The organism is Streptomyces sp. WMMB 714 (assembly GCF_900090125.1).
Taxonomy (GTDB): domain Bacteria; phylum Actinomycetota; class Actinomycetes; order Streptomycetales; family Streptomycetaceae; genus Streptomyces; species Streptomyces daqingensis.
In genome coordinates, this window is sequence record NZ_FMHJ01000010.1 from 1 (window position 1) to 19682 (window position 19682).

17 protein-coding genes and 1 pseudogene are annotated in these 19682 nt (G+C 73.4%); 5 read left to right on the top strand and 13 right to left on the bottom strand.

Going from position 1 to position 19682, the window contains the following annotated elements; translation table 11 throughout:
- Positions 1-144: 144 nt before the first annotated feature.
- Together H181DRAFT_RS18565 and H181DRAFT_RS18575 are read right to left on the bottom strand one after the other, a co-directional pair.
- Positions 145-1014, bottom strand: a complete 870-nt coding sequence (locus H181DRAFT_RS18565) for a PaaX family transcriptional regulator (RefSeq protein ID WP_074467936.1) — start codon at positions 1012-1014, stop codon at positions 145-147.
- 9 nt (positions 1015-1023) lie between these two features.
- Entirely contained in the window at positions 1024-2847 is a 1824-nt protein-coding gene (locus H181DRAFT_RS18575) for an AMP-binding protein (RefSeq protein ID WP_045865675.1), read from the bottom strand.
- A 224-nt stretch (positions 2848-3071) separates the two neighbouring features.
- On the opposite strand from H181DRAFT_RS18575, the gene H181DRAFT_RS18580 reads away from it, so the two are divergent.
- From H181DRAFT_RS18580 to H181DRAFT_RS18600, 5 genes are all read left to right on the top strand, one after another.
- Positions 3072-4199 carry an acyl-CoA dehydrogenase family protein gene (locus tag H181DRAFT_RS18580; protein WP_045865676.1) on the top strand — a complete coding sequence of 376 codons (1128 nt, stop codon included), beginning with the start codon at positions 3072-3074 and terminating at the stop codon, positions 4197-4199.
- A gap of 47 nt (positions 4200-4246) precedes the next feature.
- The gene (locus tag H181DRAFT_RS18585) at positions 4247-4639 is read left to right on the top strand and encodes a RidA family protein (protein WP_045865850.1); all 393 of its coding nucleotides are present in this window, start codon (positions 4247-4249) and stop codon (positions 4637-4639) included.
- An 84-nt stretch (positions 4640-4723) separates the two neighbouring features.
- Complete coding sequence (locus H181DRAFT_RS18590; RefSeq protein ID WP_045865677.1) at positions 4724-5548, top strand: GNAT family N-acetyltransferase; 825 nt, start codon at positions 4724-4726, stop codon at positions 5546-5548.
- A gap of 91 nt (positions 5549-5639) precedes the next feature.
- Entirely contained in the window at positions 5640-6149 is a 510-nt protein-coding gene (locus H181DRAFT_RS18595) for a MarR family winged helix-turn-helix transcriptional regulator (RefSeq protein ID WP_045865678.1), read from the top strand.
- Complete coding sequence (locus tag H181DRAFT_RS18600) at positions 6146-7381, top strand: multidrug effflux MFS transporter (protein ID WP_045865679.1); 1236 nt, start codon at positions 6146-6148, stop codon at positions 7379-7381. The genes H181DRAFT_RS18595 and H181DRAFT_RS18600 overlap by 4 nt, the downstream gene beginning before the upstream one ends.
- Here the strand turns inward: H181DRAFT_RS18600 and H181DRAFT_RS18605 are convergent.
- From H181DRAFT_RS18605 to H181DRAFT_RS18655, 11 genes and pseudogenes are all read right to left on the bottom strand, one after another.
- On the bottom strand, positions 7357-8208 hold the full coding sequence (locus tag H181DRAFT_RS18605; protein WP_045865680.1) for an isocitrate lyase/PEP mutase family protein: 852 nt from the start codon (positions 8206-8208) through the stop codon (positions 7357-7359). The genes H181DRAFT_RS18600 and H181DRAFT_RS18605 overlap by 25 nt on opposite strands.
- The gene (locus H181DRAFT_RS18610) at positions 8205-9038 is read right to left on the bottom strand and encodes a helix-turn-helix domain-containing protein (protein ID WP_254666905.1); all 834 of its coding nucleotides are present in this window, start codon (positions 9036-9038) and stop codon (positions 8205-8207) included. Before H181DRAFT_RS18610 ends, H181DRAFT_RS18605 begins: the two co-directional genes overlap by 4 nt.
- 100 nt (positions 9039-9138) lie before the next feature.
- Complete coding sequence (locus H181DRAFT_RS18615; RefSeq protein ID WP_045865681.1) at positions 9139-9924, bottom strand: hypothetical protein; 786 nt, start codon at positions 9922-9924, stop codon at positions 9139-9141.
- 144 nt (positions 9925-10068) lie between these two features.
- Positions 10069-11415 carry a hypothetical protein gene (locus tag H181DRAFT_RS18620; protein WP_045865682.1) on the bottom strand — a complete coding sequence of 449 codons (1347 nt, stop codon included), beginning with the start codon at positions 11413-11415 and terminating at the stop codon, positions 10069-10071.
- Between the two features lie 181 nt (positions 11416-11596).
- A complete protein-coding gene (locus tag H181DRAFT_RS18625; protein WP_045865683.1) occupies positions 11597-12253 on the bottom strand; it encodes a hypothetical protein in 657 nt (218 codons plus the stop codon).
- A 287-nt stretch (positions 12254-12540) separates the two neighbouring features.
- Positions 12541-13251 (bottom strand): annotated as a pseudogene (locus tag H181DRAFT_RS18630) (ABC transporter ATP-binding protein); the annotation flags it as partial.
- A 158-nt stretch (positions 13252-13409) separates the two neighbouring features.
- A complete protein-coding gene (locus H181DRAFT_RS18635; RefSeq protein WP_052708640.1) occupies positions 13410-14804 on the bottom strand; it encodes a hypothetical protein in 1395 nt (464 codons plus the stop codon).
- The gene (locus tag H181DRAFT_RS18640; RefSeq protein WP_045865685.1) at positions 14801-15709 is read right to left on the bottom strand and encodes a hypothetical protein; all 909 of its coding nucleotides are present in this window, start codon (positions 15707-15709) and stop codon (positions 14801-14803) included. The genes H181DRAFT_RS18635 and H181DRAFT_RS18640 overlap by 4 nt, the downstream gene beginning before the upstream one ends.
- Positions 15706-16317 (bottom strand): RNA polymerase sigma factor, encoded by a 612-nt coding sequence (locus H181DRAFT_RS18645; protein WP_045865686.1) that lies wholly within the window; start codon positions 16315-16317, stop codon positions 15706-15708. Before H181DRAFT_RS18645 ends, H181DRAFT_RS18640 begins: the two co-directional genes overlap by 4 nt.
- Before the next feature lie 162 nt (positions 16318-16479).
- Positions 16480-17838, bottom strand: coding sequence for a hypothetical protein (locus H181DRAFT_RS18650; protein WP_045865687.1), 1359 nt, complete (start codon positions 17836-17838; stop codon positions 16480-16482).
- A gap of 248 nt (positions 17839-18086) precedes the next feature.
- Positions 18087-19616, bottom strand: coding sequence for a helix-turn-helix domain-containing protein (locus H181DRAFT_RS18655; protein WP_045865688.1), 1530 nt, complete (start codon positions 19614-19616; stop codon positions 18087-18089).
- Between the last annotated feature and the right edge of the window lie 66 nt (positions 19617-19682).

Here is a 19682-nt window from a genome sequence, read left to right on the forward strand (position 1 = left end):
CCCCGACACCAACGAAACCCACCCCACACACCAGCCCCCCCGCCAGCCACACACACCCCGCCACGCCCGACCCCGACCCGCACCGACCAGACACACGCCCGCACCCAGGACCCATGCCCCCAGAACCTGCGCGTCCCAGGGGACTTACGCGCCTGCCCCCGCGCCCGCCTCCGACCCGACGGCCCCGGGCCGCCCCACGGCGTGCTCCCGGGCCGGGCCGCTCAGCTTGCCGTGCAGCGCGAAGAACACCTCCGCCGACCGTTCGCCGGGCCACGGGGCGGGCAGCAGGGACGTCGGCAGTCCCGGGTCGGCGTAGGGGAGCCGGCGCCAGGCGTCGAGGGCGGGCAGATAGTCGCTGTAGGCCTCTTCGGGCGGTACCCGGCGGCGCTTCGACCAGCTCCGGAGCACCGGTTCGTGGACGCTGAGGAAGGAGTGGTGCAGCGTGGCCAGCGCGTCCAGGTCCCACCAGCGCGCAACGGCTTGCGCGGTCGGCTCGAAGCCCTCGTGCGTCCCGCTGAAGAGGTCGACGTACGCGGAGAGGCCGAGTCTCGTGAGGCTGTGCCGGGTCTCTTCCTCCAGATGGGACGGTGCGACCCAGATGCCCGGGGCGGCGTTGCCGAAGCCGAGCCGGGCGAGCCGGGACCGCAGTATGTGACGGCGTCCGCGTTCGCTCTCGGGGACGGAGAAGACGGCGAGCAGCCAGCGCCCGTCCGGCTGCGGCTTGGCGTACACGCGGCGGTCGCCGTCGTCGAGGAGCTGGCGGCCGGCGGCCGAGGGGGCGTACCCGGCGGCTTTGCTGCCGGGCCGGTCGGCGGTGAGCAGCCCGCGCCGCTTGAGCCGCGAGACCGCTGAGCGTACGGACGGGCCGTCGACGCCGACGGCGCCCATGAGCCGGACGAGGGTGGCGATCGGCACGGTGCCGTCGGGGTAGTCGCGTCCGTACGCGCCGTAGAAGGTCAGGATGAGCGAGCTCGGCGACGGCTTGGGCACGGTGGGGGGCGGCTGCGCGTTCACGCCGTCACTCTAGATCGGCCTTCGGGGGCTTCCTCCGTCCTCCGCGGCGGCCTGCCGCAGCAGGAACCGCTGGAGCTTGCCGGTGGGGGTGCGCGGCAGCGAGGAGACGAAGACGATCTCCCTGGGGCACTTGTACGGCGTGAGGTGCGAGGTCACGAACTCCCGGAGCTCTTCCGCTGTTTCGTCCTGTGACCGGCCCGCCGTTTCTCTCTGCTCCGCCCCGTCTCCCTGCCCCGCCCCTGCTTCCTGCTCCGCCCCTTCTTCCCGCTCCGCTCCTGCTCCCCGCTCCGTCTCCTCTTCGCCGGAACTCTCCGGCGGGGCGGCTGCGGGGTGCTCGGCGGCGTCCCGCATCACCACGTACGCCACGGCGACCTGTCCGCGCAGTTCGTCCGGGCGTCCCACGACGGCGGCTTCGACGACGCCGGGGTGGCGCAGCAGGACGTCCTCGACCTCGGGGCCCGCGATGTTGTAGCCGGCCGAGACGATCATGTCGTCGGCGCGGGCGACGTAACGGAAGTAGCCGTCGGCTTCGCGTACGTAGGTGTCGCCGGTGAGGTTCCAGCCGCCCCGTACGTATTCGCGCTGCCGCGGGTCGGCCAGGTAGCGGCAGCCGACGGGGCCGCGGACGGCGAGGAGTCCGGGGTCGCCGTCGGGTGCGGCCACGAGCTCCCCCTCGGGGCCGGTGTGCACGACGCGGGCCTCGAAACCGGGTACGGCGACGCCGGTCGTGCCGGGCCGTATCGCCTCGTCGGCGGCGCTCACGAAGATGTGCAGCATCTCCGTCGCCCCGATGCCGTTGATCAGGCGTAGCCCCGTCGCCTCGTGCCACGCCGTCCACGTGGCCGCGGGGAGGTTCTCGCCGGCCGAGACGCATCGTCGCAACGAGCTGATGTCGTACGGGCGTTCACTGTCGGGGCCCGCCGGGCCGAGTGCGGAGAGCATGCCGCGGTAGGCGGTCGGGGCGGTGAACAGCACGGTGACGCGGTGCTGTTGGACCGCGGCGAGCATCTGCTCGGGTCCGCTCCACTGGCCCAGCAGGGCTGAAGCTCCCGCTCTCATCGGGAAGATGACGAGTCCGCCCAGTCCGAAGGTGAATCCCAGGGGCGGGCTGCCGGCGAAGATGTCGTCGGGCCGGGGGCGCAGCACGTGGGCGGAGAAGGTGTCGGCGATCGCGAGTACGTCGCGGTGGAAGTGGACGCAGCCCTTGGGCCGTCCGGTGGTGCCGGAGGTGAAGGCGATCAGTGCGACGTCGTCCGCGGCGGTCCGCACCGCCTCGTACCGGTCGGGCTGCTCCTCGCACAGGGCGAGGAGGTCGTCGGGGGCCTCGCCGCCGAACACCGTCACGTCCAGCCCCGGCACCTCGGCCTTCGTCAGCTCGTCGACCGCGCTGATGTCGCACAGCGCGTGGCTGACCTGGCCGATCGAGCAGACGGTGCGCAGCTCATGGGCGCGCTGCGCGGCGAGGACGGTCACGGCGACGGCGCCCGCCTTCATCACCGCGAGCCAGCAGGCGGCGAGCTGCGGGGAGTTGGGGCCGCGCAGCAGTACGCGGTTGCCGGGTTCGACGCCCAGGACGCTGGTCAGCACGTGGGCGATCCGGTCGGTGCGGCGCTGGAGTTCGCCGTACGTCCAGGTCTCCCCGTCGGCGCCGCGGAAGGCCGGGCGCTCGGCGCCGAATTCTTCGACGGTGCCGTCGAGGAGTTCCGCTCCGCAGTTGACGTGCCGGGGGTATTGCAGCTCGGGACGGTCGAAGACCAGCTGCGGCCATTCCTCCGGCGGGGGCAGGTGGTCCCGGGCGAAGGTATCGGTATGTGCGGACGGGCTCAGGTGCATGACGCTGCCCCCTAGCGGCCGTCCCGCCTCTGGACGGGTGAGGGGAGGCGGCCTGGAGTGCCGGTGTCGCCGGTGTGCCGTTGAGCGTAACGTGTTGGTGACGACAGTCAACGGTCCGCGATACAGCGAACTGCGTCCGGCGCCTCGCCGGACGCAGCGGAGCGGTCCATGGCCGGACGGCCGCGGCCGTACGCGTGCCGCGTGATCTTGGAGGAGACCCGCCGATGCCCGCCTTCGCACTGGACCCGGAACAGCTCGCCTGGTGCGGGGAGTTGCGGGCGCTGGCCGCCGAGGAGCTGCGTCCGCTGGCGGACGCCGGCGAGGAGGGCGTCGTCAACCGCGAACTGCTCGCCGCGCTCGGACGCTCGGGCCTGCTCGGCCGCCTCTTCGCGCCGGACGGGCGGCCGGCGAGCGCACTGGACCTGTGCCTGCTGCGGGAATCGCTCGCCTACGCCTGCACGGAGGCGGAGACGGCCCTCGCCCTGCAGGGGCTGGGTGCGGGCCCGCTCGCGCTCGCGGGCACGGCCGCGCAGCGCGGGCGATGGCTGGGCCGGATCATCGAGGGTCGCGCTGTGGCGGCCTTCGCGCTGAGTGAGCCCGGCGCGGGCAGCGACGCCGCGGCGCTGGCCCTGCGGGCGGAGCCCGACGGCGGGGGAGGGTGGCGGCTGACCGGCACCAAGAAGTGGATCTCCAATGCGCCGTTCGCGGACGTCTACGCCGTCTTCGCACGTACGACGGAGGGTGCCGGCGCGCGCGGCGTGACGGCTTTCCTCGTCCCCGCCGACCGCGCCGGACTGTCGGGTGAGGCGCTGGAGATGCTGTCGCCGCATCCGATCGGCACCCTCGTCCTCGACGGGGTGCCGGTGACGCGTGACGACCTCCTCGGAGAGCCGGACGGAGGCTTCGGCGTGGCGATGAGCACGCTGAACCTGTTCCGGCCGAGCGTCGGCGCCTTCGCGAACGGCATGGCGCAGGCGGCACTCGACGCGGCGGTCCGACACGCGGGCAGCAGGGACGCGTTCGGCGGGAAGCTGCGTGATCTGCAGGCCGTCTCCCACCAGTTGGCCGAGACGGCCACGCGGGTCGAGGCGGCGCGGCTGCTCGTCTACTCCTCTGCGGCCGCCTACGACAGGGGCGAACCGGACATCGCGCGGCGCGCGGCGATGGCGAAACTGCTGGCCACGGAGACGGCGCAGCAGGCGGTGGACGTCGCGGTGCAGATTCACGGCGCCGCCGCGCTCCAGCGCGGCCACCTCCTGGAGCATCTGTACCGCGAGGTGCGTGCTCCCCGGATCTACGAGGGCGCCAGCGAAGTGCAGCGCTCGATCATCGCGAAGGAGCTCTACAGGTGACCGACGCAGACGCCACGACCGGTTCCCGTCCGCCCTCCGGACCGCACCTGGAGCGGATCAACCCGCCTGCGCTCTCCCCGCCCACCGGGTTCTCCCACGCGGTGACCGCCACCGGCTCCCGGCTCGTGTTCCTCGCGGGGCAGACGGCCCTGGACTCCGGGGGTGCCGTCGTCGGAGACACGCTTCCCGAGCAGTTCGAGCAGGCGCTGGCCAACCTGCTGGAGGCATTGCGGGCCACCGGCGGTGCCCCGTCGGATCTCGCTCGCGTGACCGTCTACACCACGGACGTCCCCGCATACCGCGCCCACGCCCGGGAGTTGGGCGCCATCTGGCGGCGGCGGGCCCGCCGCGACTATCCGGCGATGGCGGTGATCGGCGTGGTCCGCCTCTGGGACGAGCAGGCCATGGTCGAACTCGACGGCATCGCGGCCCTGCCCTGAGCCGCCCGTTCGGCACGCCCGGCCGCCCGCGCGCCCGGCCGATATTCCGTTGCCGTGTGGCGGCCGTGGTGATGGGCTCCGACGATGGACCGGGACGCCGTGCTGACGGCCTACGACGACGAGATGCGCCGGAACGCGGCGCCCGACGGGCCGGGAGCGAGAGTCGAGCAAGTCGGCGGTGTGGTGCGGCAGTCGGGGGCGACCGCGGACTGGCCGGGCTGGACGGGTGTCCTGTGGTCGGATCTGGACGAGGAGACCGCCGACGAGGCGATCGGCGCGCAGATCGCGTACTTCGCCGCCAGGGGGCTGGAGTTCGAGTGGAAGCTGTACGCCCACGACCGTCCCGGCGACCTCGCGGTCAGGCTCCTGGCCGCCGGTTTCGCCCCGGGTGAGGACGAGACGCTGATGGTCGCCGAGGCGTCGGCGCTCCGTACCGAGGTGGAGCTTCCCCGCGGCGTCCGGCTTCGCGAGGCGGTGGACGCGGCGGGCGTCCGGCTGATGGCGGACGTGCACGCGGCGGCCTTCGGCGCGGACGACCCGGGTTTCCGCGCCCGTCTGGAGGCACAGTTCGCCGACTCTCCGGACGCGGCGGCGGGGGTCGTCGCGATGGCGGGTGACGAACCCGTGTGCGCCGCACGGCTGGAGCTTCCACCGGGCAGGTCGTTCGCCGGGCTGTGGGGCGGCGGCACGGTGCCGGAGTGGCGCGGACGCGGCCTCTACCGGGCCCTCGTCGCGTACCGCGCGGACGTGGCCGTGCGGAGGGGCTACCGCTACCTCCAGGTGGACGCTTCCAGCGACAGCCGTCCGATCCTCCAGCGGCTGGGGTTCGCGGCACTCACCTCGACCACTCCCTGCACGTACCGGCCCGGTGCGGCCGGGCTGAGCGGACCGACCCTCGACGAGACATGACCATTGCCAAGCTGATGCTTATGGATGTCGTCCTCTGCTGCACCTATGCCGCTGATTTGCGGCGAACCAAGCCAAGTATTAGCTTGGTTTCATGTGTGGCTCTGAGGAAGACCGGGAAATCGCCGAAACCGCGGAGCAGCTGCGGTGGGGGGTGTCGAGGCTCGCGTCGCGGCTGCGTGCCGAACAGCCGCCCGGCGGCGAGGGGTTGACGCGTCTGGCCGTGTCGCTGCTGGCGAACCTGCGGCACAGCAGTCCGATGACGCCGACCGAACTGGCAGGCGTCGAAGGGCTCCAGGCGCAGTCGCTGACGCGCGTGCTCAACGAGTTGGAGGCCCAGGGCCGCATCTCTCGTTCGCGGAGCGACACGGACCGCCGCCGGCAAGAGGTCTCCATCACGGATGAGGGCAGACAGGCACTCAGGGAGCACGTGCGGGACGGCAACGCCTGGCTTGCCTCCGCTCTCCGCGGCACCCTCACCCCGGCGGAACGCGGACTCCTGCGGCTGGCCGCGGAGTTGCTCCAGCAAGTGGCCGCTTCGGAGAGCCCGCGGCGGACCTCGGACCCGGAGGGCGGTGCCGCGGGCGCGGCGCCGCCGCTGTGAACGCCGGGACCCTTCGCGGGGCGTGGAGCCTGATCCTGGTCCTCGCCGGTCTGAGCGCCGCGAGTCCCCTCGCGACGGACATGTACGTACCGGCGCTGCCGGAGATGGCGAACTCGCTCGGCGCGGGAAGCGGCGAAGTCCAGGCGTCCCTGACCGGGTTCCTGGTGGGCGTCATCCTGGGGCAGCTCGTGTGGGGGCCGATGAGCGACGCGGTCGGACGCCGGCCCGTCCTGCTGTGGGGGACGTCGTCCTTCGCGGCCCTGTCCGTGCTCTGCGCTCTCGCTCCCACGGCGGCGATTCTGGACGCGGCCCGGGTGGGGCAGGGCCTCGCGGGAGCCGCGGGCATCGTGGTCGCGCGGGCGGTGGTCACGGACCTCTTCGAGGGACACCAACTGGCGCGCGTCTACTCCGTGTTGGGGGCCGTCACATCCATGGGGCCGGTACTGGCGCCCTTGGTGGGAGCGGCGGTGCTGACCGTCGCGTCCTGGCGCTCCGTCTTCGTCCTGCTCGCTCTCATCGGGCTCGCGGTGGCCCTCGGAGTGGGACGGTGCGTGCCGGAGACCCGAGTGCGGACGGCGCGCACGCGAGGCGGAGTGGCGGGCGGTCTCCGCTCCATGGGCCGCCTGGCACGGCGACGTGAGGTGCTCCTCCCCGTCGTCGCTGTGGCTTTCGGCGGCGCGGCGGTGTTCGCCTACATCGCCGGCACGTCGTTCGTGTTCCAGGAGCTCTACCACCTGACTCCGGCCGCGTCCGGGCTCGTCTACGGGGCCAACGCGGTCGGCAACGTGATGGGGAGCCTGGCCTGCGGGCGGCTGGCACGCAGATGGCGTGCGGAGACGCTCCTCGTCGCGTCGGCGGCGGGAGGGCTGGCCGCGACGGCGACCCTGGCGGTCGTGCAGGCGACGGTGGGGAGCGGGGTCGTCTGTACGTGGGCCTGCCTGTTCGCCGGCGTCAGCGCGTTCGGCGTCTTCTTCCCGGCGGTGACCGCGGTGGCGCAGAGCCGCGGCCGCGACGCACCGGGCGCGGCCTCCGCACTCCTCGGATGCGGCCAGTTCGCGTTCTCGGCTGCCGCCGCCCCCGCGGTCGGCTGGTTCGGCACCCGCAGCCCGCTGCCCATGGCGCTGATCATGACGTGCTGCCTGGCGTGCGCGCTCCTGGCGGCCTGCTTCACGGCGGGAGACGCGCCGGCCCCGTCACCCGTACCCGGTCAGCCGGCAGCTCCTCCGGGGTGACGATCCGGCTGGGTGAACTCCTCGTGCAGGGCCTGTACTTGGGCGTAGCCGGGTACGGGCGAGGGGGCCGGCGCGCCGCCCGGGGAGTCGCCGTCAGCCGTGGCGATCGTCCAGGCGAGGTCCACGGCGTGCTGCAGGGCGGCCCGGAAGGGCAGCGAGCCGAGGCTGACGCGGCTCACGCCCGCGGCGGCGAGCCGGCGGGCCGAGGCGTGGCCCGGGGAGTGCAGCACGTTCAGCGGGACGGGCAACTCCCGTGCCACGGCGGCGATTTCGTCCAGCTCGACCAGCCCCGGGACGAAAACCCCGTCGGCTCCCGCCGCGACGTACGCCGCGCACCGCCGCAGGGAACCCACGGGTGTGGCGTCCGTCCCGACCCAGTAGGTGTCGGTGCGGGCGTTGACGAACAGGTCCGGAGCGGCGGCCTTCACCGCCCTGATCTTCGCCGCGTGCCGCTCCGTCCCGGTGAGCGCGCCCTCGGCCCGGCCGTCCTCCAGGTTGACGCCGGCGACACCTGCCTCCGCCAACTGCGAGGCGAACAGGGCCACTTCGGACGGATCGTCGCTGAAGCCGCCCTCGATGTCGACGCTCACCGGCACCGGCAGACGGGCGATCCCCGTGCCGAGCGCCAGCGTGTGCGAACGGGCCGCGCCGCTGCCGTCCGGCAGTCCCGCGGCGGCGGCGACGCCCAGGCTCGACGTGGCCACGGCGGGAAACCCTCGCCGGTACAGCGCGGCTGCCGTCGCGTGGTCCCAGGCGTTGGGCAGCAGCAGAGGCCCCTCGCCCGCCCGGCGGTGGTGAAGCCGCCGGAAGGTCTCGCACTTGCTCACGCCGTCCCTCCCGTCCCCGACAGGGCGCCGACGTCCATGCCGAGCAGCTCCGCCATCGCCTCGCCCCCCTTCGCCGTGACGCGCAACGCCCGCCGGCTGCCGACGCGTTCGCACCAGCCGCTCCGCAGCGCGTGCGTGCACAGGGCCGCCCCGGCGCGGCCCGCCAGATGCGGCCGGCGCTCCGTCCAGTCCAGGCAGGCTCGCGCCATCGGACGCCGTCCGGACCGCTCCGACAGGTCCATGCCGAGCTCCGCGAACCAGGCCACGCCGGCCTCCGTCACCGCGAAACCGGTCGACTGCTGGAGCAGTCCGCGCTCCAGCAGCGCGTCCGTGACGGCCACCCCCAGGGCGCCCGCCAGATGGTCGTAGCAGGTGCGGGCCCGGGCCATCGCCGCTCCCGCCGAAGCGGACCGCAGGGAGGAACGGGGCCGCGGCGGCGGACCGGCATGTACGGACAGGTCCTCGACGAGCTGCGCGGCATCGGGCCCGGCCAGCCGCACGTAGCGGTGCCGCCCCTGCCGCACCTCCGCCAGCAGCCCACCGGCCACGAGCTTGTCCAGGTGGGTACTCACCGTGGCCGCCGTCACCCCGACCGCCCGGGCCAGCTCACCCGCCGTCCAGGCACGGCCGTCGAGCAGCACCAGGCAGACGGACGCGCGGGTCCCGTCGGCGAGCAGCCCGGCCAGCGCCGCGAGCGGGCGGCCGTCGCGGGCCGGGCCGGGTCCGCACGTGCGTTCCGTACGGCCGGCGCGTTCCGTGCGGCCGGTGAGGTCCATACGGCCGGCGCGTTCCGTGCGGCTGGTGGGGTCCATACGGCTGGTGGGGTCCATACGGGACATGATGCGCCGCGGACGTTTCGGTGGCCGTCGAAGTGCCCGTCGCGGCGCACCGGCCCGGGGCACCGGCCCGGCGCCATTTGTCAGACTGGTCCTAGAGGACGGGCGCTGCGCTCGCCGGCTCGCCGAGGGCGTTGCGCATCTCGGGCATCTTCAGCTCGGTGTGGCGGCGCCATCCTCCGGCACGCTCGAAGGCGTACAGGGCGTGGATCCCGGCTGCGAGGACGGCCGACTTGGCGGCGGGCCACTGCAGGATGTTCCCCATGTGCGACATCACCGCGAGGCTGACCTGGCGGTGCACGGAGATCTCCGCCAGGGCCGACTCCCGCAGGTGGTGCCCGACGGCCTCGCCGTGCCCCAGCGCGATGAGACGCAGCAACTCCTCGTGGCAGTAGGCGAGATGGGCGTCCTCGTCGTTGCTGATCATCCTGATCGCCCGGCTCGTCTCGACGTCGTCACCGCAGGCCTTCAGCAGCATCGCCATCTGGGCGGCGGCCCGTTCCTCGGTGACACGGCTGTGCGCGAGGTAGATGACGATGTCCTCTTCGCTCAACTCCCGGTCGCGGCGCAGCTTCTCGTGCATGAGCCCGATGCCGCGGCGCTCCAGCAGCATGGTGTAGTCCGTCTCCGGCGGCACCTCGACGGGCTCCAGACCGCGCTTCTTCAGCAGGGCGTTGAAGATCCGGCCGTGCTTCTCCTCGTCCTTGCCGTGCTTTGTGATCTTGGGGACGAGGGGACGCATGCTCTCGGGGACCAGTGCTGCGATCCGGGCGTTCTCCCAGCCTCCTTGCGCCTCGCCGCTCGCGGCGATCGAACAGAACAGCTGGAAGGAGCGGTCGTTGTCCAGGATCTCCCTGAACAGGCTTCGGGACGAGAGCATCGATGGCACCTCCGTACGGACGTCCGCACAACCGAGTCAAAAGGGAGCGCGGAGAACCGGCAACAGGAGCGCCGGTTCCCTGCGCCAAACGCGGGAGGTGCCGTCGGTCCGGCGGCGCGGGGCCGCAGGACCGGGGCCTTCGCGTCAGGGGGCCCTGATGCGGTCGGGGCGGCAGTCCCGTACGGCGGCGAAGTAGTCGCCCAGCCAGGCGGTGCGCTCGCCGCCGGACATCGCCTCGAGACGGCGGCTGATCTTGCCGGAGGGGCCCCAGGGGCCGTCCGGGTCAGCGCTCAGCCACGCCGCGACGGCCGTGCTGTACTCCTCCGGGATGGGCGTCTCGTACGTCTCCGGCGACTTCGCGCACCCGTACAGCGCGGTCCTGTAGGCCGCCTCCTGAGCGTAGTAGGAGGGGTCGTCCGGGAAGTTGACGGCGGGTGTGCCGATGGCCGCCTCGTCACGGCGCGGAACGTGGGCGCCGGGTACCAGGCGGCCGGTCCCCGCCACGGGCACCTCGATGAGCCGCTCCGGCGCGTTCGGGATGCCGCGAAGCCGTGCCGCCACACCCTTCAGAGCCCGCGAGACGGGCGGCAGATACGAGCTGTGGACGCTGACCATGCACACCTTGGGGCTGCCGTCGGCGCAGGTCAGCGCGGTTGCCCCGGGGTCCGTGCGCCACAGGCCGTCGGCGGTGCCGACGAGGACGCCCGCACCGGTCAGCGCGACTGCCAGGGCCACCACGGCGAGCCGTCGCCGTGCGGCGTAGGCGAGCAGAGCCGCGGCCGCCACCCCGCCGAACCACAGCGCCGACGCCGGACCGAACCACCACGCGGGGGCGTCCCAGGGCAGCCAGTGCGTGGCGGCCGGCCCGAGCGGGCTGAGGGAGTCGTGGAGGCCGACGCCGAAGGGGAAGACGTCCTCCTCCGCGAGGCTGAAGAGGACGAGGCCCGTCAGGCCCCCCAGGACGGGTGAGGCGAGGGGCCGGGGGAGGAGCCGGCCGGCGAGGAATCCCAGCAGGCCGAGCGAGCCGACCGCGACGGCGTCCGCGAAGAGCAGCGTGGGGAACGGCGAGCCGTGCGGAGGCTCGAAGTGGACCGCGGTGATGGTGATGGCGACCGCTGCGGTCAGCACGTACCCGAAGACCGGCCACAGCACCGCCGGTACGGCGGCGAGCGCGGTACGGCGCAGCGTGGACGCCGGCAGCGAGGCGTACAGCTCCCCCGTGCCCCTGCGGACTTCACGGCTGCCGAGCAGGCATCCGGCGGCGACCGCGAAGGAGCCGCCGTACAGCAGACCGAACGCGCGCAGCGAGTCGTGGAGCCAGACCCAGCTGAAGGTCAGGTTGTCGCGGTGGGGGAGCAGTTCGAGCAGCGTGCCGCCGAGCAGGGCGAGGGTGACGGCGGCCGCCCACAGCCCGCGCCGGGCCTCCGTGAGCGGGGGACGGACGCGTCGGGGCCGTGCCGCCGTCCGCGAGAGCGTTGAGACAGAGGGCATGAGCGTTCCTGGGAAGTGGGGTGGGGTTGCTGAGGAGTGCGGAGGGAGGAGTGCGGAGGGAGGGGTGATGGAGCGAGAAGTGCGGAGGGAGAAGTGAGGAGTGGGGCGGGCGCGGGCGGCAGCCCAGCGGCTTGGCGGGCGTCGCGTTGGCGGCGGGGTCGCCGGGCCGATCCGGTGCCGGTCAGCGTCCTGCTGACGTGCGGCGTGGTCCGGCCACGGCGTAGACGGCTGTGCCGGCCGCGAGGGCGCCGAGCGCGGTCGTCCAGGCACCGGTCTGCGGGCCCGGCTGCATCAGCCAGTGCCACAGTGCTTCCGTGCCGCCCGGCCTCCGTGGGCCGAGGGCGAGCGCCGCGCCGCCGTACACGAACATCGGTAGCCAGCTGAAGCGGGCGTCGATGAAGGTCGCCGCCAGAGCGGTGACTCCGACGGCGCCTGCCACGTTGCGCACCATCGCCCCGGTGCCCCAGTCGACGGGCGATCCGGGCACGGCAGTGGCGAGGAGAGTGGCGGCGAGGACCGTCATCGCGATCAGGTGCCCTGCACGCAGCGTCCACCAGCGCCGGGAGGCCGAGCGGTCCGCGTCGGGGCAGAGGCTGTGCAGGCTGACGCCGATGGCCGCGGCGGCGAGCACCGGGAAGCCCACGGTGACGACGGCACGGGCGGACGCCTCCCCGCCCGGCTGGGCCATCAGCCACCGCAGAGCCGCAGCGGCACCGGCGGCGGCCCCTGCCAGCAGCGCGAGCGTCGACGGAAGGGCGCGGCAGCGCAGATGCAGGACGTGCGGCGCGGGGCGCGGTGCGGGGTGCGGCGCGGTGCCGCCGGACGAGCGGCCGTTCACGGTCCGGACTTGGTCGCCGGTACCTGCGAGGCTGCTGTGCTGTTCGGGGTGGTGCGGTGGCGGCGGAGGGCGGCCAGGTAGCCCCGCTCGATGGCGGTGTCGCCGGCCTCCTCGGCCTGCCAGGTGTCCTCGGCCTGCCAGGTGTCCTCGGCCTGCACGGCGTCCCCGGCCTGCACGGTGTTCCCGGTGTCCGCGGCGCCCCTGGTACCCGCCGCGTCGCCGGTGCCCGCGGCGTCCCCGACCTGCACGGCGTTCCCGGCGTCCGCAGCGTTCCCGGTGTCCGCGGCGAGGGCGGCCAGGGCCGCCGGGGTGTCCTGGTAGATGACGTGGCCCTCGTCCATCAGCGTGACGTTCGTGCAGGCCGCGGCCACGTCCTCCACGAGATGGGTGGCGACGACGACGGTCGAGGTGGTGCCCAACTGCCGCAGCAGCGACCGGAACCGCACGCGCTGCTCCGGGTCGATCCCGGTGGTCGGCTCGTCGAGGAGCAGCACGTCCGGGTCGTTGACGATGGCCTGGGCGATACCGACCCGGCGCACCATGCCCCCGGAGAGCGTCTTGATCTTCGCGTCGATGCGGTCGGTGAGGCCGACGCGGTCGACGGCCCGCTCGACGGCTTCGGGAGTGGCGTCCCCGGGCATCTCCTTCAGCCACGCCACATACGTGACGAACTCACGGACGGTGAAGCGCGGGTAGTAGCCGAACTCCTGCGGCAGATAGCCGAGTCGGCGACGCGCCGCCGTACGTGCGGAGTGCCCGGAGGCGCCGCCCGTGACGTCGCGTCCCAGCAGTCGCACGCTGCCCGACTTCGGTGCTGCGACGGTTGCGAGCACCCGTATCAGCGAGGTCTTGCCGGCCCCGTTGGGGCCGAGCAACCCGTGCACTCCGACGCCCAGTTCGAGGTCGACCGCGTCAAGTGCCGTGGTGCGGCGGTGTTTCACCGTCAGGCCGTCGACGGCGACGGTGACGGCTCCTTGCGGAGAGGGTGGCTTGCTCACTTGAGCTCCAGCAGTTCGAAGGTCGGTTGGAGAAGGGCCAGGGCCTGGGGCAGGGCCAGGGCCTGGGACAGGGGCGGGGCATGTCCCTGTGCCTGTGGCTGTGCCTGTGCCTGGGGCGGGTGTTGGGCAGGGGTGGCTGCGTCAGTGGCTGGGCTGGGTCAGTGGCCGGGGCTGGGGCTGGGGCTCGGTGGGCGGATGCGCGCCGGGCTGCAGTCGCGTACGGCGGCGAAGTAGTCGCCGAGCCAGGCGGTCCTCTCGCGTTCCGGCATCGCTTGCAGCTGCTTGTGGGCCGCTCCGCCGTAGCCGGGCTCCCGTTCGGGGGACGAGGACAGCCACGCGGCGACGGCCTCGCTGTACTCGGCCGGTACCCGCGTCCTTCCGTCCTCCGCCGCCTCCGCTGCCGCGTCGTGCTCGGGCTCCGCGCAGCCGTAGAGCGAGACGCCGCGCGGCGCGCCTCCCGCCCAGGAGGCGGGCCGCTCCCGGAACGGCCGCGTCGGCTCGTCGAGGATCGCGTCGCCCTCGGCCAGGGCGGGCACCGGTGCTCCCGTGCCTCTGTTGGGCACCTCGACGAGGCGGGCGGGCGCGTTGGGGATGCCGCGCAGCTTGCTCTTCAGCTCCGTCAGCGCGCGGGACATGCCCGCGAGGTACGGGCGGTGAGCGCGGACGGCGCACACCTGCGGAGTGCCGTCGTCGCACACGAGGGCCACGGCGTCCCGGTCCGTGCGCCAGTGCGCGCCCGCGGTGCCCGCCAGCACGCCGCCGCACGTCAGGGCGAGCACCAGTGCCAGGACGGCGCCGCTCCTCGCCGCACAGCACGCGAGGAGCGCGGCCAGCGCCAGGCAGCCGGTGAACAGCGCGGACAGCGGGCCGAACCACCAGACCGGGACCTGCCATCCGGCCATGTGCTCGGCAGCCGGGCTGAGCGCGTGCAGGCCGTCCTGGTGGAGCACGAGCCCCGGCAGGTTTCCGTCGCCGAGCGTGGACATGAGGACCCCCGCGCCGATTCCCAGGACCGGCGCCGCCAGGAGCCGCCGCAGCAGGCGCAGCTTCCGGCCCGCGGCGAAGCCGATGACGCCCAGCGACCCCACTGCGACGGCGTCCGCGAGGAGGAGCGTGGGGTGCGGCAGCCCGGAGGGCACGTCGAGGACGGTCCGGGTCACCGCGAGGCAGGCAGCGGCCGTCACCACGTACGCCGTGACGGGCCACAGCACCGCCGGCGAGACAGCGACGGCTTCCCGGCGGAGCCTGCCCACGGGCGTGGACGCGAGCAACTCCTCAGTACCCAGGCGGACTTCCCTGCCGCCGAACCGGCAGCCGACGGCGAGGGCCCAGGAGCCGCCGATCAGCACGCCCTGGGCGCGCAGCGCGTCGTGCGACCACACCCAGCTGTGGGCGAGGTGCAGACGCTGGCCGAGCAGCTGGACCAGCGTGCCGTAGAGCATCACCGCGACGGCGAGCAGGACCCAGGAGCCCTTCCGCAGCTCCGTTCCCAGCGGGCGGGGGCGGGCCGCGGCTCCGCGCGTCCCGACCGGTTCGTGGAGGACCGTGTTCACATCCGCTCCAAGTGGTCGAAGGACGCCCGGCGGAGGATCACGAGCCCGGCGCACAGCGCGGCCGCGACACCCCAGCCGCCCTGCGCCGCCGGCCCCGAGAACAGGCCGTGCAGCGTCTCGGCGAGCAGGACCCCGAACGGCTCCCCGCTGCCGCCGCCGGGTGCGGCCGGTGCGGTTCCCGGACGGGAGGCGAGGGCCACCCCCGCCGGCCACATCGCGGAGACCCCCGCAGCGGCGTACCGGAACCCGGTGTACGAGCCGAGGGTCAGCGTGGCCAGGGTCAGCGCCAGCGCCGGCAGCAGCCACGTCGCGGCACCGGGGGTGCCGGGTGCGGAAGGCAGCAGGAACCCGGTCGCGGTCACCAGCGGCGTGGTCACTCCGAGCACCGCGGCCGTCCTGACCAGCAGCAGACGCAACCCGCCCGACGGGGTCGAAGCGGCGACCTCGTGCAGCGGATCGGCGTACCGGCCGTACGTCAGCGCGGGGCCGGCGAGCGGCAGGACCGGCGCGAACAGCAGCAGCAGCGGCCGGGCTCCGTCGATCTGGCCGATGCGCGCCATGGCGACGGCCAGGGCGGCGACGGCGACGAGTGCCAGCAGCCACGGCAGACGCAGCGCCGGACCGGCCGCCCAGCCGAACCGGACGGCCCACCCCCGTAGGGTCGCTCCGGTCCGGCCGGCTGCCGTCTCCGAGGCCGCGACGGCCAGCACCGTCTCACGGGTGCGGGCCAGTCCGGACGCGGCGGGCCCCGCGAGGACCAGGTCGGAGACTCGCCGCGCGCAGGACGAGCATGCCTCCAGGTGCTTCTCCAGCGACCAGCAGTCCGTCTCCGCAAGGGAGTTCGCGGTGTAGGCGAGCATGCTCTCGTCGCTCACGTGCCACGCAGCGGCGGTACGGCGGCTCATGCGGGGCCTCCGATCGGGTGCGTCGTGGCTGCGCCGAGGAGCGAGAGGGCGTCGCGCAGCTCCCTGCGGGCGCGCATGGCCCGGGTCTTGACGGTGCCTTCCGGTATGCCGAGCAGGTCGGCGGCCTCCCGGGTGCTCAGACCGTCGACGACGGTGGCCCGCAGCACTTCGCGCAGTTCGGGCGAGAGGCGGTCCAGCGCCGTTCCGAGATCGCCGTATTCGAGGCCGCCCGAGAGCACACGCTCCTCCGCGGACGGCGCCACGGCCCGTACGGCGTCCGGCTCGCGGCTGGCGTGGGCCTGCTGGATCTCGGCGGCACGGAGCTGACTTCGCCGGGCGTCCACGAGCCGCCGCGAGGCGATGACCCACAACCAGCCGCCGGCTTCGCCCCTGTGCCGGCCGGCGGCGGACCGCCACACGGTGACGAAGGTGTCCTGCAGGACTTCGGTGACGGTCTCGGGGTCCGCGCAGCGACGGCTCAGACGCACGTGCAGCCAGCCCGCGTGGCGGTCGTACAGCGCGGCGAGCGCGTCCGGTTCGCCGGCGGCGACGGCACGCAGCAACTGAGCGTCGCTCCGGGCGGACCACTCGGTTCGGAAGAGTCTCACGCTCTCTCTATCGTCTCCGGGCGCCGGAACGGTTCACGCCGCGGCGAACGAATCCTGAACCGAGCCGGGATGGGGGGAGGGAGACGAGCTGGGATGGGGGGAGGGAGACGAGCTGGGAGCGCGCGGCCGGCTGCGGGTGGGGGCGGGCGCGGGCAGGGGCGGCTAGAAGCCTCCGCCGCCGAAGTCGCCTCCGCCGAACCCTCCGCCGCCGCCGAAGTCGCCGCCGCCGAAGTCCCCGCCGCCGAAGTCGCTTCCGCCGAAGTCGCCGCTCCCGTCCCCGAATCCCGCGCCGTACGCGCCCGGCAGGAGGGCGTTGCCGAGCAGGGTGCCCGCCAGCAGTCCCGGCAGGAGTCCGCCGCCGAAGTAGCCGCCGGCCCAGGGCGCGTAGGCGGGACCGGCCTCCCAGTAGGGGCGGCGGCCCTCGGGGGTGTCGACCGTGCGGGTCATGGGTTCGGCGCCGTCGGCGAGGCGCGCCGCGTCGGCCGCGCAGACCGGCACGGGACGCGGAGTGCCGCCGGGCGGGGCCCACTCGACGTCCTTGACGGACGGCCCGTGCCGCGGGTCGAAGAAGCACGGCACGTGGCGTTCCGGAAGCGGGCGGCCGTCGCGCCGCGCCTCCAGCGTCGCGAGGGCGAACCGGCCCTCTTCCAGCGCCTCGGTGACCGGCCGGACGTCATTGGGGCCGCGGGCCTGGGACATGCGCCGCTTCGCCTCGTCGTAGGAGTCGATGGCCCGGGTGTAGTCCTCGCGCATGGCGTCGTCGGAGTCCGTGGCGTTCGGATCGAAGGCGATGCGGTCCAGTTCCTCGCCGAAGGCCGTGATGTCCTCGTCCACGACGGGCCGCAGCTTCTCCAACTGCGCCTGCTCCTGCGCGACCTGGCGCTTGCGGGCCCTGTTCCTGGCGACGAAGCCGGCGCCCACGCCCACCACGAGGAGCGCGAGCAGCACCGTGAGGACGATGCTGCCGTCGCGGCCGACCTGGGAGCCGCCGTCCCAGGACGCGGGGGCACTGCCGCGTGCGTCCTCCACCGCGCCGTCGACGAAGCGGTCGAGCAGCTTGTCGGTGTCGCCGCCGGCGGACCGCTGTGCCGACTCGTCGAGGTTGCGGACCGTGCTCTGCGAGAGGACCGACCGGTCCGAAGCGGCGGCGAAGTCGTCACCGAGCGCGACCGCGTAGACGCCCCTGTCACCGACCTGGGCGCGCAGGTCCCGCAGGAGTGTGGAGGGCGGGAACTCGTCGGCCTTCGGGAGCACCGCGACGAAGATCGGCTTGTCGGCGTTCTCGATCTTGTCGGCGAGCGCCTCGGCGTCGGAGTCGGAGAGCCTGTCGGAGGCGCGCGGGTCGACGAAGACCGGGCCTTCGCGCAGCGCTTCCGCGACTTCCTCGACGCTGTCCGCTCTGGGCGCTGCGGTGGCGTCACCGGACGCGCCGGGCGCCATCGTGACCGCCACCGCTGCGAGGACGGCGGCCACCAGGAGCAGGAACGGCCGGAAGAGTCCGAATCGCCTGGTGGTACCCATACGCCATTTGTACCCCAATTCGAACAAGATGACCTGTTCGGGAGAACGCTCGACGCTCCAGGGCTGCCTGCCTGCCTGGCTTCCTGATTGCCTGGCTGCCTGGCTGCCTGGCTGCCCGGCGGCCCGTGTCCTGCGGCAGGCGGCGCGGCGCCGCTCCCGGACCCGCGTGGGGGCCGTGTCCTGCGCCGCGTGCCTCAGGTGTCCCCGCGTGCCTCAGGTGTCCCTGGGACCTCGGATGCCCCTGGGGCTCAGATGTCCCTGAACGTCTCGATCTGCGCGCCCACTTCGTTGAGGCGCTCCGCCAGGTCCTCGTAACCGCGGTTGATCACATAGACGTTGCGCAGCACCGACGTGCCCTCGGCCGCCAGCATGCCCAGCAGTACCACCACGGCGGGCCGCAGCGCCGGCGGGCACATCATCTCCGCGGCGCGCCAGCGCGTCGGGCCCTCCACGAGGACGCGGTGCGGGTCGAGGAGCTGGAGCCTCCCGCCGAGGCGGTTGAGGTCCGTGAGGTAGATGGCGCGGTTGTCGTAGACCCAGTCGTGGATGAGGGTCTGACCCTCGGCCGAGGCGGCGATGGCGGCGAAGAAGGGGACGTTGTCGATGTTGATGCCCGGGAAGGGCATGGGGTGGATCTTGTCGGCCGGCGCTTCGAGCTTTGAGGGGTGCACCGTGAGGTCGGTGAGCCGGGTGCGGCCGTTGTCGGCCGCGTACTCGGGGCTCCGCTCGGCCTGCAGGCCCATCTCCTCCAGGACCGCCAGCTCGATCTCCAGGAACTCCACCGGCACCCGGCACACCGTCAGTTCCGAGCCGGTGACGACCGCGGCGGCCAGGAGGCTCATCGCCTCGACGGGGTCCTCGGAGGGCGAGTAGTCGACGTCGACGTCGATCTCCGGGATGCCGTGCACGGTCAGCGTGGTCGTGCCGATGCCCTCGACCTTGACGCCCAGCTCCTCCAGGAAGAAGCACAGGTCCTGGACCATGTAGTTGGAGGACGCGTTGCGGATCACCGTGACGCCGTCGTGGCGTGCGGCGGCGAGCAGCGCGTTCTCGGTGACGGTGTCGCCGCGTTCGGTGAGGACGATCGGACGCTCGGGCGTGACGGCCTTCTCGACGACGGCGTGGTACAGCCCCTCGGTCGCGGTGATGTCCAGCCCGAAGCGGCGCAGGGCGATCATGTGCGGCTGCACGGTGCGCGTGCCGAGGTCGCAGCCTCCGGCGTAGGGGATGCGGAAGCGGTCCGTCCGGTGGAGCAGCGGCCCGAGGAACATGATGATGCTGCGGGTGCGGCGGGCGGCGTCGGCGTCGATGGCGTCGAGGTCAAGTTCGGCGGGCGGCACGATCTCCAGGTCGGCGCCGTCGTTGATCCAGCGGGCCCGTACGCCGATGGAGGAGAGCACCTCCAGGATCCGGAAGACCTCTTCGATGCGGGCGACCCGGCGCAGCACCGTCCGGCCCGAGTTGAGCAGCGAGGCGCACAGCAGCGCGACGCAGGCGTTCTTGCTCGTCTTGACGTCGATGCTGCCGGACAGGCGCCGCCCTCCGACGACGCGCAGGTGCATCGGGCCGGAGTAGCCGAGCGAGACGATCTCGCTGTCCAGCGCCTCCGAGATGCGGGCGATCATCTCAAGACTGATGTTCTGGTTCCCCCGCTCGATGCGGTTGACCGCGCTCTGGCTGGTCCCGAGGGCCTCCGCGAGCTTCACTTGGGTCCAGCCCCGGTGCTGGCGGGCGTCACGGATCAACTGCCCGATGCGGGCGAGGTAGTCATCAGTCATGCAGACGACGGTATCTCACATGTGAGATGACTTCGTGCCGAGAGTGTGGCGGCGAGTCGGCGGAAG

Coding starts and splice junctions, on each gene's coding strand:
- H181DRAFT_RS18620 (WP_045865682.1), bottom strand. CDS start 11,415: ATGCCCTCTGTCTCAACGCTCTCGCGGACGGCGGCACGGCCCCGACGC.
- H181DRAFT_RS18650 (WP_045865687.1), bottom strand. CDS start 17,838: ATGGGTACCACCAGGCGATTCGGACTCTTCCGGCCGTTCCTGCTCCTG.
- H181DRAFT_RS18580 (WP_045865676.1), top strand. CDS start 3,072: ATGCCCGCCTTCGCACTGGACCCGGAACAGCTCGCCTGGTGCGGGGAG.
- H181DRAFT_RS18615 (WP_045865681.1), bottom strand. CDS start 9,924: ATGCTCTCGTCCCGAAGCCTGTTCAGGGAGATCCTGGACAACGACCGC.
- H181DRAFT_RS18655 (WP_045865688.1), bottom strand. CDS start 19,616: ATGACTGATGACTACCTCGCCCGCATCGGGCAGTTGATCCGTGACGCC.
- H181DRAFT_RS18595 (WP_045865678.1), top strand. CDS start 5,640: ATGTGTGGCTCTGAGGAAGACCGGGAAATCGCCGAAACCGCGGAGCAG.
- H181DRAFT_RS18610 (WP_254666905.1), bottom strand. CDS start 9,038: ATGGACCCCACCAGCCGTATGGACCCCACCAGCCGCACGGAACGCGCC.
- H181DRAFT_RS18590 (WP_045865677.1), top strand. CDS start 4,724: ATGGACCGGGACGCCGTGCTGACGGCCTACGACGACGAGATGCGCCGG.
- H181DRAFT_RS18640 (WP_045865685.1), bottom strand. CDS start 15,709: ATGAGCCGCCGTACCGCCGCTGCGTGGCACGTGAGCGACGAGAGCATG.
- H181DRAFT_RS18575 (WP_045865675.1), bottom strand. CDS start 2,847: ATGCACCTGAGCCCGTCCGCACATACCGATACCTTCGCCCGGGACCAC.